Below are 15,473 nucleotides of genomic sequence, written 5' to 3'. Positions count from 1 at the left end.
GGCACGTGCTGGAGGCATCCGGCCCCGGTATCCGCGGAGCGCAGCAGGCGCGTGGAGGAGGTCCACGCGCCCGGGATCTTCGGGATCAGCTGATGAAGTCCCTGTCAGGGCAGGGGCAGAAGGGATTGGGGCCCCAGCCGCTGTCCGTGGTGACGGTCGAGACCCACCGGGCGCCGGCCACGGAATTGATTTCTTCGTCGCTGAGGTCTTGGGCCGAGTATTCACCCAGCATCTTGATTTCCAGGGTTTCGCCTTGGGTGTCGGTGTGTTTCATGATTGCCTCTTCGTGGTTGGATTTGATGGGGTTTACTTCCATTCCTGACCTGGCCGGTCAAAGAATTCTTTTGGCAGATGATCTGCGAGTTTCAGGCTGGGCTTTTCCCTAAGTCTGAAATCCGCTGTTCCCGAAACCAAGAACCTGCACATCAGGTCCAGGGTGCGCAGCTCCGGTTCGTGCAGTTCCATCCAGAGAAACTGTCCAGCCTGATTGACTTCGAAGAAATTCCACTGGCCGGAACGGGTATATGCCAGATCAATTGAACAGGTGCAGAGTCCCAGCTGCCGGGTCAGTTGAATGCAGCGCTCATGGATTGCCGCAGGCAGCTCCATGGGCGTGATCGCCAGCCCGCCGAGCTGATCCCGCCTAATGTCGATACCTGCCTTTCCGCTATTGATCATCTTGGCGGCCAGGATTTCCTCTCCTGCCACCAGCACGCGGGCCTCGAATTCGATGTCCAGAAACTCCTGGAATATGCCCGGACACAACCCGAGGGTCTGTGTTTGACTCATCAGTTCCGGCGCTACCTTGGCGGTGCAGGCTGTCGCGCCCTCGAATGTCGCAGGGTTGAACATCTTGTGAATGATGTTTCCATCATGCAACTCGTAAAAGCGACGAATTTCATCCGCTGAGTTGGAGATGAGCGTCCTGGGAATTTTGAATCCGAGCTTTTTGGCCATGCTGAGCTGGAGTACCTTGTTTTCGGCACGCCAGGCCTGCATCCAATGATTTGCCCAGAATGGGGCGGCTTGATCGAGAAGATGCAGCATGCCCCGCCTCGAATCCTGCCACTCTTGATTGAATATCTTGTGATTCTTGGAGGGGAGCCGGTCTGGGGCGGAAATGCTGCCGCTGCGTCGGTGCCAGATTGTTCGAACCTTGCTAAAGTCCAGCGCCGCGCTGCGAGCCCTGCTCCGGAAGCGCAGGCACTCTTCTTCCTGCAGGCTCAGTGATATCTCATGATTGAAGGGGGACCCGTCCAGGCAGAGCAGCTGACTATGGCTGCCTAATTCATCCAGGCCCTTTGATACGACGTGCGCATGAAAATCAGACTCGGTGGAGATTATTAATATCATTTATCTCTTCATGAGGCGCGGGTGGATGCTAAGTATTGCCCTGGGTGGGGCAACTGTAAGAAGTTGCAGGTAATTGGATGTCCGGATCAGCAATCGCCCAATGGACGCCGCCAGAGGGGGGGCAGGCCCGTGGCCCGGAGCCGCGGCCGAGTCTGGGACAATCCGCCCCCATGGCTGTCCTCTCCCTGACCAATGCCCATCTCGCCTACGGCCATGTGCCGCTGCTGGATGGTGCCAATTTCGCGCTGGAAACCGGTGAACGCGTGGGCCTGATCGGCCGCAACGGCACCGGCAAGTCTTCCCTGCTCAAGATCCTGGCCGGCATCGACAAGCTCGACGACGGCCTGCTGCAGCTGCAGCTGGGCCTGCGCAGCGTCTACGTGCCCCAGGAGCCCGCGCTGCGGGCCGAGGCCAGCATCTTCGAGGTCGTCAGCGAAGGCGTGGCCGAGGCCCGCGCGCTGCGCGAGCGCTTCGAGGCCCATGCCCCGGGCGAGGACCTCGACGCCCTGCAGACCCGCCTGGAGCAGCTGGGCGGCTGGACCTGGGAGCAGCGGGTGGAGGAGACCCTGCAGCGCCTGGGTCTGGACGGCAGCCGCCAGGTCGGTGCGCTGTCCGGCGGCCTGAAGAAGCGCGTGGCCCTGGCCCGCGCCCTGGTGGCCCAGCCCGACGTGCTGCTGCTGGACGAGCCCACCAACCACCTGGACCTGGACGCCATCGCCTGGCTCGAAGGCCTGCTCAATGCCTTCAAGGGCAGCCTGCTGCTGATCACCCACGACCGCGCCTTTCTTGACAACGTCTGCAACCGCATCGTCGAGCTGGACCGGGGCCAGCTGCGTGGCTACCCCGGCAACTTCGCCGCCTTCCAGGCCGCCAAGCAGTACGAGCTGGAGAACGAGGCCCTGGCCAATGCCCGCTTCGACAAGGTCCTGGCGCAGGAGGAGGTCTGGATCCGCAAGGGCGTGGAGGCCCGCCGCACCCGCAGCGTGGCGCGCGTCGCCCGCCTGATGCAGATGCGCGAGGCCCACGCCGCCCGGCGCGACGTGCAGGGCAAGGTGCGCCTGGACATCGCCACCGGCGACGCCAGCGGCAAGATCGTCGCGGAGCTGGACAAGGTCAGCAAGCGCTTCGGCGAGCGCACCGTGGTGCGCGAGTTCAGCACCACCATCCTGCGCGGCGACAAGATCGGCCTGATCGGCCCCAACGGCGCGGGCAAGACCACGCTGCTGAAGCTGATCCTGGGCGAGCTGGCCCCTGACAGCGGCACCGTGCGCCAGGGCACCCGCCTCACCGTGGCCTATTTCGACCAGATGCGTGACGGGCTCAACCTGGAAGCCACGCTGGCCGACACCATCAGCCCGGGCAGCGAATGGATCGAGATCGGCAACCAGCGCAAGCACGTGATGAGCTATCTGGGCGACTTCCTCTTCGCCCCGCAGCGCGCCAACTCGCCGGTCAAGAGCCTCTCCGGCGGCGAGCGCAACCGCCTGCTGCTGGCCCGGCTCTTCGCCCGCCCGGCCAATGTGCTGGTGCTGGACGAGCCCACCAACGACCTCGACATCGAGACCCTGGAGCTGCTGGAAGAGCTGCTGCAGGACTATGACGGCACGGTCTTCCTGGTCAGCCATGACCGCCGCTTCCTGGACAACGTGGTCAGCTCCACGCTGGTCTCTGAGGGGGATGGCGTCTGGCGCGAGTACGAGGGCGGCGTGCAGGACTGGCTGACGCAGTCCCAGCGTGCCAGGGCCATGGCGGCTGCGGCTGCACCCAAGGCCACCCCGGCGCCGGCACCGGCGGTGGCGGCGCCTGCCGCGGCCAAACGCAAGCTCAGCTACAAGGAGCAGCGCGAGCTGGACGAACTGCCGGGCCGCATCGAGGCCCTGGAAGCCGAGCAGGCGGCACTCAACGCCCTGATCGGCGGTACCGAGCTCTACACGCAGGGCGCCGGCCGCATCCAGGAGGTCACGAACCGGGCGGCGGCCATCGAGGAGGAGCTGATGGTCCTGCTGGAGCGCTGGGAGACCCTGGGCGCCCGCTGAGCACGAGGCCTGGCGCCGGGCTCAGGCGCGCTGCAGCTTGTCGGCCGGGATCAGGCCGTTCTTGTTCTTCAGCTGCACCACCAGCTCGCCCTGGCGGATGACCACGGCGTCCACCACCTCGGTGCTGCTGCCCAGGCGCACGCGGTCGCCCGGCTTCAGCGGAGGCACCTGGGGCATGGCCGGCATCGGGATGGGGGCCGACACCCGCTGCATCACCTGCGGCGAGCCCATGACCTGCTGCAGGCGCCGGTGCAGCTCGGGCCGTTCGGTGGCCAGCTTTTCCAGGGCCTGGCGCAGGGTGCTCTTCAGCTCCTGGGCCGTGAAGGGCTTCTTCAGCAGGAAGCGGGCGCCGGCCGCCTGGGCCTGAGCCTGCTGCTCGGGGCCGGTCTCGAAGCTCAGCAGTGCGAGCCGGCAGTCCGGCACCTGCTGGCAGACCTGCCGGTGCAGGGCGATGCCGCTGAGCGCCTCCTTGGGGAACCAGTCGCAGATCAGGAACTGGGGGCGGAAGCCGGGCAGCAGGGCCAGGGCCTCGTCGGGCCGGCTGCAGCAGCGGATGCTGTCCGCTGGAAAGCCGTAGCCCTCCAGCAGCTGGCGTGCAAAGGTCTGGACGCCGGGCAGCGGATCGACGACGAGGAAATGGAGCGGGGCGGGGGCGTTCATGGCGGCGCGGCCGGGTGTGGACGGGGGCCTGCAATCGAAATTGCAAACGATCTTATCGAGCCCGGCCTGCGCCTTGCTGACGCCCCGGGAAAGCCCGGCCGCCTCAACCTTCGGCAGCGTGAAATAAGTGCGTGACGCCGCCGCGACGCCGGCCCGGGCGGCACAGCCTCTGCGCCGCGTTTGGCCCTAGCATGGGCTGTTCGGGCCAGCAGCAGGAAGTCCATTGCATGGGTCTCAGGCGCCAGATGATCGGCTACGTGATCGCGCTCTCCGCGGGCTGCATCCTGCTGGGCGTCTGGGCCATCCAGCAGGGCCAGGACCAGGCCTACCAGGACGTGGAGCTCGAGGAGGCCCGCGACGACTTCCAGCACCTGGTGGCGGTGCTGGACGGCGAGATCCAGCACCGCGAGTTCATGCTGCACGAGTGGCGCCTGTGGCCGGATCTGCGCCGGCACCTGACACGGTCCGATCCCGAGTTCATCCAGCGCAACTTCAGTCCCGCCTACCTCGCGCAGGTGGGCCTGGACGGCCTGCTGCTCCTGGACGATCAGGGCCGCGTGGCCCTGCAGGTCTGGGCCGCGGTGGACGGGGAGAGCTGGCTGGCCTCCCTGCCGGCGGGCACCCGCCACTGGTTGGGCGCGCCCGCCGCCGACAGCCCCGCCTGTGGCCTGGCGGGTTCGCCGGACTACCTGGTGCTGCTGTGCCGGCGCCGGCTGGAGGAGCCCGGGATGAACGACGGCGCCCGTGGCGTGCTGGTGATGGCCGAGCGCCTGGACAGCCGCTTTCTGCGCCAGCTCCAGCGCCGGGTGGGCCTGCCCGTGCGCGTCGTGCCGGCCACCCAGGCCCTGCCCCTGGCCGGCGACCTGGTGCAGGCCCTGAGCAGCGCCGAGCTGCCCGGTGCCGGCCCCTGGAGCCTGCGCCGCCTGGACGAGCGCCTGCTGATGCACTGGCCCCTGCCTCTGGCCGGCGAACCCCTGCAGCTCGTGGCGCTGGAGGTCCAGCACGGGCGCGGCATCGTCCAGCGCGGCGAACGCGAGGCCCGCGATCGCCGCCTGGTCATGGCGGCGCTGGCCCTGGTGCTCGGCGTGGCCCTGGCCTGGCTGCTGGACCGCCAGGTGATCTCGCGCGTGGTGCGCATGCGGCGCGAGCTGGCCGCCATCCGTGAGCAGAGGCAGTGGCATGCCGCCGTGACCCTGCAGGGCGCGGACGAGATCAACGAGCTGGGCGCCGGCATCAATCACCTGCTGTCCGTCATCGACCGCCAGGTCTACGAGCTGGAGAAGCTCTCGCAGACCGACGCCCTGACCGGCCTGCCCAACCGGCGCTGCTTCAGCCAGCGCCTGTCCCTGGCCCTGCGCCAGCAGCACCGCAACGGCGCCTCGCTGTGCCTGATCCTGATCGACGTGGATCACTTCAAGCGCTACAACGACCACTACGGCCATGCCGCGGGGGACCGGGCGCTGCAGGAGGTCGCCCGCTGCCTGCAGGAGGTCGCGCGCCGCCCCTCGGACCTGCCGGCCCGCCTGGGCGGCGAGGAATTCGCCCTGCTGCTGCAGGACACCGACGCGCCGGGCGCCCTGCACCAGGCCGAGGAGTTCCGTGCCCTGCTGGCGCGGGCTGGCATCGTCCACGAGGCCCAGCCCGAGGGCGCGGCCACCGCCTTCGTCACCGCCAGCATCGGCCTGGCGATGTTCTCGACGCCGGACAGCCCCGACACGCTCTACCAGCGGGCCGACGCTGCCCTGTACCGCGCCAAGGCCGCGGGCCGCGACCGCATCGAGTGCGCCTGAGCGAGCGGTGCGCGGGCGCGCCGCTGCTTAGCTGGTGCGTGTTTTGCGCACGGCATTCCGCCGCAGCGCGATGACCATGCCCGCCGACAAGAGAGCCATCGCTAGCATGCAGAGCCCCTTCCAGGCTTGGGGCACGCTGGCAAAAATTTGCCCGGCATACCATTCGTTGGGACGCTCGGCCTGGGAGACAAGCACATTGATCCAGCAATGCAGAACAGTAGAAGACAGGATTCCCCAGGCTGCATAGGCGCAACCCAGAAAGATTCCTATCGTAGCGAACCACAGCAACTCGTCTAGGGTGCGTTGGGCGAGACGGCCATGCGCAACGGTAAATATCAACGACTGGAAGATGATCGCAAAAGATAGGTTTACACCAATTTTCCGGGCGCTGTCGATGAACAGTACTCTGAAAGCGACCTCCTCCAGTAAGGCCGCAGCGAGAATTGAAAACAAGGAGACGGTCAGGTACTCGAAATGAAATACGCCGACGGCGTCCTTGTTTGGGACAGAGAGTACCGCCCAGAGGATGGGGGCTGCCAGAGCGACCATGAATGACGCGGTAGCAGCCCAAGCTACCGATCTACTGCCAAGCCTTTCAGACTCGTGTGGCGCGCCGCAGCCTGCAGGTCTATGCAGGACCTTCCTTGTAGTCCAGTATGCAAGTAGCCCAAGTGCCAATGCCAGAGTATTGATCGTCCACTTGCTGGCCATGAAGCTCATCGAGCCGATGGGGGCTAGCGAATTGAAGAGGAAATACGCACCACCTGTCACCAGTAAGTGGACGAGGATTACGCCGCCTAGCCCGAAGAGGGCATAGCAGCAGTAAGTCCGAAGTATGTGTATGAGCATGGATATGGCGGGGGAATTGAAATCTCCCGCCGGCCGGCTAATTTACTGAGCGAGGCATTCGATGGCGCGCTCCCAGTATGCGATCATGCCCTTGCCGAGCATTGGGCCGCCCGTAAAAATCATCGCATCGTAAAAGCAGCCGGAGGCGCCGGAGCCGTAGTACCCCGCATAGCTCATGTTGTCTCCCCGCCCCGTGGCGCCAACTTCACCGCCGCCGACGAGGTCGCATTGTTCTTCGTTCAAGATCAGCATATTTTCTCCATTTGTACCCACTGCAAAAAAGGGGCAGTGGCCTCCCTATAAAGTGTTTTTCTATTGTTTTCAATTCGAGCATGCAGTCGATATCGGCCTGCGGATCGACTGCAGATTTCCCACCCAAGGAGGGCGGTGGCGCGATAGTTTAGAGGATTGGCCACAATGTTGGCGTACGCCGATCCAGGCCCGCGGCCTGGCGTCTGGGGCCCTCCCCATAGGACGATCCAGCTGCCGGAGGCGGCACTGAGAGGGCGACTTGGGTTCCCTTTCTGACCCGGACTGTGCAAGGCTGCGCCAAAGCGCGGCAAGACGCATTCCGTTCCTCAGCGCAGGCGCTCCTCGCGCATGGCCTGCAGGCGGCGCCAGAAGCGGGCGTCCTGCGAGGTGGCGAAGTTGATGCGCATGAGGCTGCCGGCCTGGCGGGTGGCGCTGAACAGCACGCCTGGGGCGATCAGCCAGCCCTCGTCCAGCATGCGCTGGGCCAGGCGCTCGGTGTCCATGCCCACCTCCAGCCAGCCGAAGAGGCCGGCGGGCGGCGTGACGAAGCGGCAGCCCGCGGCCTCGGCCAGGGGCACGACGCGCTGGCGGGCGGCGTCCAGCCGGGCGATCACGCGCTCCGCGTGGCGGCGCAGCGTGCCCTGCTCCAGGCACACGGCCACGGCGCGGTCCATCAGGGGGCTGGTGGTGAGGGTGGTCAGCAGCTTCTGCTCGGTCAGCTGGGCCACGACCTCGGGCGCCGCCGCCACGAAGCCCACGCGCCAGGCCGGCGTGAGGATCTTGGAAAAGCCCGAGACATAGAGCGTGCGCCGCAGCCCGTCCAGGGCCGACAGGCGCGGCGCGTGGTTGGGCGCCATGGAGGCATAGGTGTCGTCCTCGACGATCTGGAAGTCCTGCGACTCGGCCAGCTTCAGGATCTGGTGGGCGCGGGCCAGCGACAGTGTGCCGCCCGTGGGGTTGTGCAGCACCGAGACCGTCACGTACATGCGAGGCCGGTGCTCCTGGGCGAGCTGGGTCATCACGGCCATGTCCGGGCCGTCGGCGCCGCGGGGCACTGGCAGCAGGCGCATGCCGGCCTGGGACAGCCGTGCGTATTCGATGGACCAGCCGGGGTCGTCCACCAGCACGGCGTCGCCGGGCTGCAGCAGGCGGCGGGTGATGAGGTCCAGGGCATGGGTCGCGCCGACGGTGCTGACGATCTGGTCCGCCGGGGCGCTGATGCCCAGGTCGTCCAGGCGCCGGGCCAGGGCCTGGCGCAGGCGCAGGTCGCCACCGGGTTCGCCGTACTGCAGGGCCAGGGGGTCGTCGCCGTCGGTCTGGGCCAGCACGCGGCGCATGGCGCTCTGCAGCAGGGGCAGGTCCAGCCAGTCGCCGGGCAGGGTGCCCAGGCCGGGCGCATGGCGGGCGTCGGCCTGGAACATGCCGCGGATCAGCGCGGTGGCGTCCAGGGGCACGCCCTGGGGGATGCCCATCGGCGGACGCGGGGGCTCGCTGCGCCCGGGCGCCACGGGCTGGGGGCGCAGGTCCCGCACGAAGAAGCCGCGCTGCTTGCGCGCCTCCACCAGGCCGGCGGCCAGCAGCTGGTCGTAGGCGGCGACCACGGTGTAGGGGCTCACGCGGTGATGACGGGCGCATTCGCGCACCGAGGGCAGGCGGCTGCCCGGCAGCAGCAGGCGCTGCTGGATGCGCTGGGAAAAACGCTGGGCGAGCTGCTGGGCCAGGGTCTGGCCGGCGTCGCGCTGCAGGGAGGCTGTGTCGGTGTGCATGCCAGTACAGTTTCTAGTGCTGTCTGGACAAGTGTATTGGTTCTGTACTGGCTGTGGGTCGTAGACTGGCCCGATGCAGAAGTCTTCGACCCGTGTTCTGGGACTGCTCGGCGGCATGAGCTGGGAGTCCAGCGCGCAGCTGTACGCCCTGATCAACCGCGAGGTGGCCGCCCGCCAGGGTGGGCTGCACAGCGCGCGCCTGCTGCTGTGGAGCGTGGACTTCGACGAAATCGCCACCCTGCAGCGCGAGGACCGCTGGGACGAGGCCGGGCGCCTCCTGGGCGAGGCCGCCGCCGGCCTGCGCCGTGCCGGCGCCGGGGCCCTGATGCTGGCGACCAACACCATGCACCGCGTGGCCCCGGCCATCGAGGCCGGCGGCGAGCTGCCCCTGCTGCACCTGGTGGACCTGACGGCCGCCGCGCTGAAGCGCCAGGGCATCCGCCGCGCCGCGCTGATGGGCACGCGCTACACCATGGCGCCGGGCTTCTACACCGAACGCATGCAGGCCCAGGGCATCGAGCTGCTGAGCCCTCAGGGCGAGGACGCCGAGGAGGTGCACCGCATCATCTTCGAGGAGCTGTGCCGCGGCGAGGTGCGGGACCGCTCGCGCCAGACCCTGCTGTGCCAGGCCGCCCAGCTGGCCACGCAGGGCGCACAAGCCCTGATCCTGGGCTGTACCGAATTGGGACTCTTGCTGGATGATGCGGTCCAGCAGGACTGCCCGCTGCCGTTCTTCGACAGCACCCGCCTGCAGGCGCAGGCGGCTGCAGACTGGCTGCTGGCCCCGTGAAATCACCGGGCCTTTGCCGGCCCCCGACGTTTTTCAGACGACTTGCTGGAGACAAGAAGATGAGCACCACCCCCTGGAACCTGGCCCAACGCGCCGCACGGATGAACCCGTCCATCATCCGCGAGATCCTCAAGGTCACCGAGAAGCCGGGCATCCTGTCCATGGCCGGCGGCCTGCCCTCGGCGGACACCTTCCCCGTCGAGGCCCTGAAGTCGGCCTGCGACCGTGTGCTCTCGCTCAATGCCAAGGAGGCCCTCCAGTACGCCGCCAGCGAGGGCTTTGCGCCGCTGCGCGAGTGGGTCGCCGCCCGCGTGGCGCACCTGGGCATCGACTGCTCGCCGGACCAGGTGCTGATCACCAGCGGCTCGCAGCAGGGCCTGGACCTGGTCGGCAAGATCCTGTGCGATGCCGGCGCGCCCGTGGCCGTCGAGACGCCCACCTACCTGGGCGCCCTGCAGGCCTTCACGCCCTACGAGCCCATCTTCACCAGCCTGGCCAGCGACCACGAAGGCCCGCTGCCTGAAGCCTTCGGCCGCCTGGCCCATGACGCGCCCGGCACCCGCTTCGCCTACCTGCTGCCCAACTACCAGAACCCCACCGGTCGCGTGATGAGCCTGGAGCGCCGCCAGGCCGTGATGGCCGCGGCCAAGGCAGCCAACGTGCCGGTCGTGGAAGACAACCCCTACGGCGACCTGTGGTTCGACGAGGAACCGCCGGCCGCGCTGACCTCGATGTGGCCCGAGGGCTCCATCTACCTGGGCTCCTTCTCCAAGGTGCTGACCCCGGGCTTCCGCCTGGGCTACATCGTGGCGCCCAAGGCCCTGTACCCCAAGCTGCTGCAGGCCAAGCAGGCGGCCGACCTCCACACGCCGGGCTTCAACCAGCGCGTGGTCTATGAAGTCATCAAGGACGGCTTCCTGGACCAGCACATCCCCAGCATCCGCGCCCGCTACAAGGCCAATCGCGATGCCATGGCCGAGGCCCTGAAGAAGTACCTGCCGGCCGGCTGCGAATGGCAGAAGCCCAAGGGCGGCATGTTCTTCTGGATCCGCCTGCCCGAGGGCCTGGACGCCATGGCCCTGCTGCCCAAGGCCGTGGACGCCAACATCGCCTATGTGCCAGGCGCGGCCTTCTACGCCGCCAACCCCGATCTGCGTGCCCTGCGCCTGTCCTTTGTGACCCTGACGCCGGAGCTGATCACCGAGGGCGTGGCCATCCTGGGCCGCGTGCTGGGCGAGGCGCTGGAGTCCGGCGCGCAGCCCACGCCCTGAGGCGCCGCCGTGGTGGACGACGGCCTGCACCGCCAGCTCGGGGAGCGCCGCTACCGGCTGGGCTTCGCGCCGGCCGACATCGACGCCATGGCCGCCCATGCCTACCTGAGCCAGGCCTACTGGTCCGAGGGCATCCCGCTGGCGCTGGTGCAGCGGGCGATCGCGCACTCGCTGTGCATCGCCCTGCGCTGCCGTGAAGGCGAGGGGCCCGAGGTCCAGGTGGGCTTCGCCCGCATGGTCACGGACCGGGCGACCTACGCCTACCTTTGCGACGTCTACGTGCTGGAGCCGCACCGCCGCCAGGGCCTGGCCGACTGGATGATGCAGACCCTGCTGCAGCACCCGGACCTTCAGGGCCTGCGCCGGCTGCAGCTGGTCACCCGTGACATGCAGGCGCTGTACGCCCGCCACGGCTTCCGGCCCCTGGGCCATCCCGAGCGGGGCATGGAGATTGCCCGGCCCGGCCTGTACCTGCAGGGCGGCACCCAGCCGCCGCCCTGAGAGCGTTCGTCACCACCGTCTGAAGGAGCCTTGATGAGCCCGCGTTCGCGCCCCTTTGCCCAGGTCGATGTCTTCACGGCGGTGCCGCTCAAGGGCAATGCCCTGGCGGTCGTGGTGGACGGGACGGGCCTCGACGAGACCCAGATGCAGGCCTTCGCCTGCTGGACCAACCTCAGCGAGACCACCTTCCTGCTGCCGCCCACCCTGCCCGAGGCGGACTATCGCGTGCGCATCTTCACGCCCGGCGGCGAGCTTCCTTTTGCCGGCCATCCGACCCTGGGCTCGGCCCATGTCTGGCTCAGGCACGGTGGCGTGCCCAAGACGCCCGGCCGCATCGTCCAGGAAAGCGCCATCGGCGCCGTGACCCTGCGCCAGGACGGCGAGCGTCTGGCCTTTGCGGCACCGGCCCTGGTGCGCAGCGGCCCGGTGCCGGCCGAGGTGCGCGACCAGGTCGTCCGCTGCCTGCGCGTGGCGGACACGCAGCTGCTGGACGTGGTCTGGGTGGACAACGGCGGGCCGCCCTGGGTGGCGGCGCGCCTGGAGACGGCCGAGGCCGTGCTGGCCATCCAGCCCGATTTCCTGGCGATGCAGGGCCTGGACCTGGGCGTCGTCGGCGCCTACCCGCCGGGGCATGAGCTGCAGTTCGAGGTGCGCGGCTTCGTGCCGGGCCTGTCGGTGCCCGAGGACCCGGTGACGGGCAGCCTCAATGCCGGCTTGGCCCTGTGGCTGATCGGCAGCGGCCTCGCAGGCCCGTCCTATACCGCCGGCCAGGGCCAGGTGCTGGGCCGGGATGGCCGCATCCATGTGCACAGCGAGGGCGGCACCTGCTGGATCGGCGGGGATGTCGTGCCCTTGATCGAGGGGCAGGTCCTCCTCTGAGGCCGGCCCTGACAGCGAAGCAGAGCAGGGGAGACCGCAATGGACATGGATCATCTGGTGGTCGGTGCGGCCACGCTGGACGATGGGGTGGCCTGGTGCGAGCGGACCCTGGGCGTGCGCCCGGTGCCGGGCGGCAAGCACGCGCTGATGGGCACGCACAACGCCGTGCTGAACACCAGCTCGGCGACGCATCCGCGCTGCTACCTGGAGATCATCGCCATCGATCCCGAGGCGCCGCCCCCCGGCCGCGCCCGCTGGTTCGACCTGGACCTGCCCGCGCTGCGCGAGCGCCTGGCGCAGGGGCCGGGGCTCATCCATTGGGTCGCGCGGGTGCCCAGCCTGGAGGCCACGCTGGCGCAGTGGCGCAGCGAGGGCGTGGACGGCGGCCAGCCCGTGGCGGCCTCGCGCGGCCTGCTGAGCTGGCAGATCGCCCTGCGCGAGGACGGCCGGCGGCTGCGTCGCGAAGGGCTGCCCATGCTGATCGAATGGGGCGACAGACACCCCTGCGACGCCCTGCCTGACAGCCCCGTCAGCCTCAAGGCCTTCGAGGCCCGCGACGGCCTGCGGGTCTGGCTGGACACGCCCCTGGGCGAGCGGATGCTGGAGGTGATCGGATGACCCAGGACCTGTTCCGGGACGACGCCGGGCTGCTCGAATGCACGGCCCGCCTGCTGCGAGTGGACGAGCGTGGGCTGCTGCTGGACCGCACCGTGTTCTACCCGCAGGGCGGCGGTCAGGCGGGCGACGCGGGAGAGGTCGTGCTGGCCGATGGCCGCACGATAGCCATCGCCGACACCCGCAAGGGCGAGGGCCTGGAGATCCTGCACCTGCCCGCCGCGGGTCAGTCGCTGGAGGGGCTGGCGCCCGGGCAGGAGCTGCGGCTGCGCATCGATGCGCAGCGGCGCCGGGCCCACATGCGCTTGCATACCGCCACGCACCTGCTGTGCGCGCTGGTGCCGCATCCGGTCGACGGCTGCTCCATCACCGCGGGCTATGCGCGCCTGGACTTCCACATGAGCGAGCCCCTGGACAAGGAGGCCCTGACGGCGGGCCTGGCGCGCCTCGTGGCCGAGGCCCGGCCGGTGCGGCTGCGCTGGATCACTGACGCCGAGCTGGATGCCAATCCCGGCCTCGTGCGCAGCATGAGCGTGCAGCCGCCACGCGGCAGCGGCCGCGTGCGCCTGGTCGAGATCGAGGGCCTGGACCTCCAGCCCTGCGGCGGGACGCATGTGAGCAACACGGCGGACATCGGCGCCGTGGTGGTCACCAAGATCGAGAAGAAGTCCGCGATGACGCGGCGCGTCGTGCTGGGCTTTGCCCAGCCAGGCGACGCCTGAGGCGGAACAAGCGCCTCAGTGGCCCTTCTGCTTGAAGTTGTCGTGGCAGGCCTTGCAGCTCTGGCCCACGGCGCCCGCGGCGATCTTCACGTCTTCCTGCTTGCCTGACTTGACCGCGGCCTGCAGCTTGCCGACCTCGGCCTGCAGCTTGTCAGCCGCTTCCTGGAACTTGGCCGGCTGGCTCCAGACTTCGGGCAGGGCTTCGGTGCCCTTGGCCTTGTCGCTGCCCGGCACGAAGGCGGTGAAGGGCAGCTTGGACACGACGGCGATCACGGCCATGTTCTCCTCGACGGCCTTCGCGTCATAGGGCACCTTGCCCTGGGCCATGTCGTTGAGGCGCTTGAAGTGCGTGGCCATCAGCTCGAAGCCGGCCTGGCGGTATTCCACGGCATCGCTGGGGCGCTTGAAGGCGCTTTGAGCCTGGGCGCTGCTCAGGGCGCTGCCAAAGCACAGCAGGGCCAGCAGGGCGGGGCGGGACTGGGCGAGGATCGAAGGCATGGGGTCTCCGTGTTGTGATGTGCCTGCCCGGTGGTGCCGGGCGGGGTCGGCGCAGTGTAGGCCAGGCCCCGCGGCCTTGCAGGACTGGCCGGGCGCCGTGGCGTCGGGCCATCGGCCAGGCACGGGCATTGCCACGGCGGCTTGGGTTCGCCACGGGGCTCGGGTATCGTTGCCTCATGAAGGACCGCGACACCCATCAAGCCCTGCGGGTCTGGGACCTGCCGACCCGGCTCTTCCACTGGGGCCTGGTGCTCTGCGTGGGCGGGGCGGTGGTCTGCGCCAAGCTGGGCGGGAACGCCATGGCCTGGCATCTGCGCTTCGGCTATGCGGTGATGGCGCTGCTGGTGTTTCGCCTGCTGTGGGGCGTGTTCGGCGGGCACTGGTCCCGCTGGCGCCAGATGCTCTACGGGCCCGCGGCCACCTGGCGCTATCTGCGGGGTCAGGCCTTGCCTGATGACCACTTCGATGTCGGCCACAACCCCCTGGGCGCGCTTTCGGTGCTGGTCATGCTGTGCTGGCTGGCCGTGCAGGTGGGCTCGGGCCTGATCTCGGATGACGAGGTGGCCACCACGGGCCCGCTGGCCGCCTGGGTCAGCAGCGAGACCAGCCTGGACTGGACCGACTACCACCAGCACCTGGGCCAGTGGGGCCTCTACGCCATGCTGGGCCTGCATGTGGGTGCGGTCCTCTTCCATCAGTGGTTCAAGCGCCGCCAGCTGATCGGCGCGATGCTTGGCGGCGACAAGCTGGCGCCCGCCCATCTGCAGGCCAGCCGGGATTCCGCCGCCACCCGGCTCTTTGCGCTGACCCTGCTGACCGCCTGCGCGGCCGCGGTCTACCTGCTGGTGAACCTGGGCACGCCCGGTTGAAGGGCGGACGCGCCGCCCCGCCCTCAGTCGCATCCCGACAACGCGAGCCGCCGCAGCCTGGGTACACTGGCCCGCCTATGGACGCTTCGAACCAGATCCAACTGATCAGTCCCGATAGCCCCCAGATGTGGGAGGAAGCGCGGCAGATCCTGCGTGAATACGCGCAGAGCCTCGATGTGGACCTGTGCTTCCAGGGCTTCGAGCAGGAGCTGCTGCAGCTGCCCGGCGAATATGCCCCGCCCTCGGGCCTGCTGCTGCTGGCCCTGGTGGACGGCCAGGTCGCCGGCTCCGGTGCCTTCCGCAACCTGCCCGATGTGGACTACGCCAACGCCTGCGAGATGAAGCGGCTCTACGTGCGGCCCGCCTTCCGCCGCTTCGGCCTGGGTCGCATCATGGCCCAGACCCTGATCGAGCGCGCCACCCAGGCCGGCTATTCGGCCATGCTGCTGGACACCCTGGACGACATGGAAGCCGCCCGCGGCCTCTACGGCAACCTGGGCTTCGAGACCGTGCCGCCCTACTACTACAACCCCATCCCCGGCGCGCACTACCTCAAGGTCGAGCTGGACTGAGGTGTGGGCTTCGAGGCCCGAGCGGCAGTTGCGCTTGGCAGTTGCGCTTG

At 68.6% G+C, this 15,473-nt stretch carries 17 protein-coding genes; 10 read left to right on the top strand and 7 right to left on the bottom strand.

Annotated features, from left to right (window positions below; translation table 11 throughout):
* Nucleotides 1-85: 85 nt before the first annotated feature.
* Together O9Y01_RS14320 and O9Y01_RS14315 are read right to left on the bottom strand one after the other, a co-directional pair.
* On the bottom strand, nucleotides 86-274 hold the full coding sequence (locus O9Y01_RS14320) for a hypothetical protein (RefSeq protein ID WP_269632277.1): 189 nt from the start codon (nucleotides 272-274) through the stop codon (nucleotides 86-88).
* 32 nt (nucleotides 275-306) lie between these two features.
* The gene (locus O9Y01_RS14315) at nucleotides 307-1,353 is read right to left on the bottom strand and encodes an ATP-grasp domain-containing protein (protein ID WP_269632276.1); all 1,047 of its coding nucleotides are present in this window, start codon (nucleotides 1,351-1,353) and stop codon (nucleotides 307-309) included.
* Nucleotides 1,354-1,523: 170 nt separating this feature from the next.
* Here O9Y01_RS14315 and O9Y01_RS14310 point away from each other — a divergent pair, with 170 nt between their 5' ends.
* Nucleotides 1,524-3,389 carry an ATP-binding cassette domain-containing protein gene (locus O9Y01_RS14310; RefSeq protein ID WP_269632275.1) on the top strand — a complete coding sequence of 622 codons (1,866 nt, stop codon included), beginning with the start codon at nucleotides 1,524-1,526 and terminating at the stop codon, nucleotides 3,387-3,389.
* Nucleotides 3,390-3,410: 21 nt separating this feature from the next.
* Here the strand turns inward: O9Y01_RS14310 and O9Y01_RS14305 are convergent, their stop codons facing one another.
* A complete protein-coding gene (locus O9Y01_RS14305; protein ID WP_269632274.1) occupies nucleotides 3,411-4,049 on the bottom strand; it encodes a response regulator in 639 nt (212 codons plus the stop codon).
* Between the two features lie 227 nt (nucleotides 4,050-4,276).
* Between O9Y01_RS14305 and O9Y01_RS14300 the strand changes: the two genes are divergently transcribed.
* Nucleotides 4,277-5,839, top strand: a complete 1,563-nt coding sequence (locus tag O9Y01_RS14300; RefSeq protein WP_269632273.1) for a GGDEF domain-containing protein — start codon at nucleotides 4,277-4,279, stop codon at nucleotides 5,837-5,839.
* Between the two features lie 27 nt (nucleotides 5,840-5,866).
* Here O9Y01_RS14300 and O9Y01_RS14295 read toward each other — a convergent pair whose 3' ends face one another.
* The 3 genes from O9Y01_RS14295 to O9Y01_RS14285 all read right to left on the bottom strand — a co-directional run bounded on the left by O9Y01_RS14295 (nucleotide 5,867) and on the right by O9Y01_RS14285 (nucleotide 8,706).
* Nucleotides 5,867-6,388: a CPBP family intramembrane glutamic endopeptidase gene (locus tag O9Y01_RS14295; RefSeq protein ID WP_269632272.1), complete on the bottom strand. Its 522-nt coding sequence runs from the start codon at nucleotides 6,386-6,388 to the stop codon at nucleotides 5,867-5,869.
* A gap of 342 nt (nucleotides 6,389-6,730) precedes the next feature.
* Nucleotides 6,731-6,940, bottom strand: coding sequence for a hypothetical protein (locus O9Y01_RS14290; protein WP_269632271.1), 210 nt, complete (start codon nucleotides 6,938-6,940; stop codon nucleotides 6,731-6,733).
* Between the two features lie 326 nt (nucleotides 6,941-7,266).
* Nucleotides 7,267-8,706 (bottom strand): aminotransferase-like domain-containing protein, encoded by a 1,440-nt coding sequence (locus tag O9Y01_RS14285; RefSeq protein WP_269632270.1) that lies wholly within the window; start codon nucleotides 8,704-8,706, stop codon nucleotides 7,267-7,269.
* A 73-nt stretch (nucleotides 8,707-8,779) separates the two neighbouring features.
* Here O9Y01_RS14285 and O9Y01_RS14280 point away from each other — a divergent pair, with 73 nt between their 5' ends.
* The 6 genes from O9Y01_RS14280 to O9Y01_RS14255 are packed head-to-tail and all read left to right on the top strand — an operon-like array spanning nucleotide 8,780 to nucleotide 13,484.
* A complete protein-coding gene (locus O9Y01_RS14280; protein ID WP_269632269.1) occupies nucleotides 8,780-9,496 on the top strand; it encodes an aspartate/glutamate racemase family protein in 717 nt (238 codons plus the stop codon).
* A 59-nt stretch (nucleotides 9,497-9,555) separates the two neighbouring features.
* Nucleotides 9,556-10,767 carry an aminotransferase-like domain-containing protein gene (locus O9Y01_RS14275; protein ID WP_269632268.1) on the top strand — a complete coding sequence of 404 codons (1,212 nt, stop codon included), beginning with the start codon at nucleotides 9,556-9,558 and terminating at the stop codon, nucleotides 10,765-10,767.
* A 9-nt stretch (nucleotides 10,768-10,776) separates the two neighbouring features.
* Nucleotides 10,777-11,268, top strand: coding sequence for a GNAT family N-acetyltransferase (locus tag O9Y01_RS14270; protein WP_269632267.1), 492 nt, complete (start codon nucleotides 10,777-10,779; stop codon nucleotides 11,266-11,268).
* Between the two features lie 33 nt (nucleotides 11,269-11,301).
* Nucleotides 11,302-12,147, top strand: a complete 846-nt coding sequence (locus O9Y01_RS14265) for a PhzF family phenazine biosynthesis protein (RefSeq protein WP_269632266.1) — start codon at nucleotides 11,302-11,304, stop codon at nucleotides 12,145-12,147.
* Nucleotides 12,148-12,186: 39 nt separating this feature from the next.
* Nucleotides 12,187-12,765, top strand: a complete 579-nt coding sequence (locus O9Y01_RS14260) for a VOC family protein (RefSeq protein WP_269632265.1) — start codon at nucleotides 12,187-12,189, stop codon at nucleotides 12,763-12,765.
* A complete protein-coding gene (locus O9Y01_RS14255) occupies nucleotides 12,762-13,484 on the top strand; it encodes an alanyl-tRNA editing protein (protein ID WP_269632264.1) in 723 nt (240 codons plus the stop codon). Before O9Y01_RS14260 ends, O9Y01_RS14255 begins: the two co-directional genes overlap by 4 nt.
* A 15-nt stretch (nucleotides 13,485-13,499) precedes the next feature.
* On the opposite strand, the gene O9Y01_RS14250 is transcribed toward O9Y01_RS14255, so the two are convergent.
* Entirely contained in the window at nucleotides 13,500-13,982 is a 483-nt protein-coding gene (locus O9Y01_RS14250; RefSeq protein WP_269632263.1) for a c-type cytochrome, read from the bottom strand.
* Nucleotides 13,983-14,158: 176 nt separating this feature from the next.
* On the opposite strand from O9Y01_RS14250, the gene O9Y01_RS14245 reads away from it, so the two are divergent.
* Together O9Y01_RS14245 and O9Y01_RS14240 are read left to right on the top strand one after the other, a co-directional pair.
* On the top strand, nucleotides 14,159-14,851 hold the full coding sequence (locus tag O9Y01_RS14245) for a cytochrome b/b6 domain-containing protein (RefSeq protein ID WP_269632262.1): 693 nt from the start codon (nucleotides 14,159-14,161) through the stop codon (nucleotides 14,849-14,851).
* Between the two features lie 125 nt (nucleotides 14,852-14,976).
* Nucleotides 14,977-15,423, top strand: coding sequence for a GNAT family N-acetyltransferase (locus O9Y01_RS14240; protein ID WP_269632261.1), 447 nt, complete (start codon nucleotides 14,977-14,979; stop codon nucleotides 15,421-15,423).
* Nucleotides 15,424-15,473 lie beyond the last annotated feature (50 nt).

Source organism: Pelomonas sp. BJYL3 (assembly GCF_027257975.1).
Taxonomy (GTDB): domain Bacteria; phylum Pseudomonadota; class Gammaproteobacteria; order Burkholderiales; family Burkholderiaceae_C; genus Roseateles_B; species Roseateles_B flavus.
This window is presented reverse-complemented; position numbering and strand designations above follow the sequence as displayed.

What these genes read in the sequence shown, in the direction of transcription:
- O9Y01_RS14280 (WP_269632269.1), top strand. Translation starts at nt 8,780, where the DNA reads ATGCAGAAGTCTTCGACCCGTGTTCTGGGACTGCTCGGCGGCATGAGC.
- O9Y01_RS14240 (WP_269632261.1), top strand. Translation starts at nt 14,977, where the DNA reads ATGTGGGAGGAAGCGCGGCAGATCCTGCGTGAATACGCGCAGAGCCTC.
- O9Y01_RS14320 (WP_269632277.1), bottom strand. Translation starts at nt 274, where the DNA reads ATGAAACACACCGACACCCAAGGCGAAACCCTGGAAATCAAGATGCTG.
- O9Y01_RS14300 (WP_269632273.1), top strand. Translation starts at nt 4,277, where the DNA reads ATGGGTCTCAGGCGCCAGATGATCGGCTACGTGATCGCGCTCTCCGCG.
- O9Y01_RS14260 (WP_269632265.1), top strand. Translation starts at nt 12,187, where the DNA reads ATGGACATGGATCATCTGGTGGTCGGTGCGGCCACGCTGGACGATGGG.
- O9Y01_RS14265 (WP_269632266.1), top strand. Translation starts at nt 11,302, where the DNA reads ATGAGCCCGCGTTCGCGCCCCTTTGCCCAGGTCGATGTCTTCACGGCG.
- O9Y01_RS14255 (WP_269632264.1), top strand. Translation starts at nt 12,762, where the DNA reads ATGACCCAGGACCTGTTCCGGGACGACGCCGGGCTGCTCGAATGCACG.
- O9Y01_RS14285 (WP_269632270.1), bottom strand. Translation starts at nt 8,706, where the DNA reads ATGCACACCGACACAGCCTCCCTGCAGCGCGACGCCGGCCAGACCCTG.
- O9Y01_RS14305 (WP_269632274.1), bottom strand. Translation starts at nt 4,049, where the DNA reads ATGAACGCCCCCGCCCCGCTCCATTTCCTCGTCGTCGATCCGCTGCCC.
- O9Y01_RS14315 (WP_269632276.1), bottom strand. Translation starts at nt 1,353, where the DNA reads ATGATATTAATAATCTCCACCGAGTCTGATTTTCATGCGCACGTCGTA.
- O9Y01_RS14295 (WP_269632272.1), bottom strand. Translation starts at nt 6,388, where the DNA reads ATGGTCGCTCTGGCAGCCCCCATCCTCTGGGCGGTACTCTCTGTCCCA.
- O9Y01_RS14245 (WP_269632262.1), top strand. Translation starts at nt 14,159, where the DNA reads ATGAAGGACCGCGACACCCATCAAGCCCTGCGGGTCTGGGACCTGCCG.
- O9Y01_RS14275 (WP_269632268.1), top strand. Translation starts at nt 9,556, where the DNA reads ATGAGCACCACCCCCTGGAACCTGGCCCAACGCGCCGCACGGATGAAC.
- O9Y01_RS14310 (WP_269632275.1), top strand. Translation starts at nt 1,524, where the DNA reads ATGGCTGTCCTCTCCCTGACCAATGCCCATCTCGCCTACGGCCATGTG.
- O9Y01_RS14290 (WP_269632271.1), bottom strand. Translation starts at nt 6,940, where the DNA reads ATGCTGATCTTGAACGAAGAACAATGCGACCTCGTCGGCGGCGGTGAA.
- O9Y01_RS14250 (WP_269632263.1), bottom strand. Translation starts at nt 13,982, where the DNA reads ATGCCTTCGATCCTCGCCCAGTCCCGCCCCGCCCTGCTGGCCCTGCTG.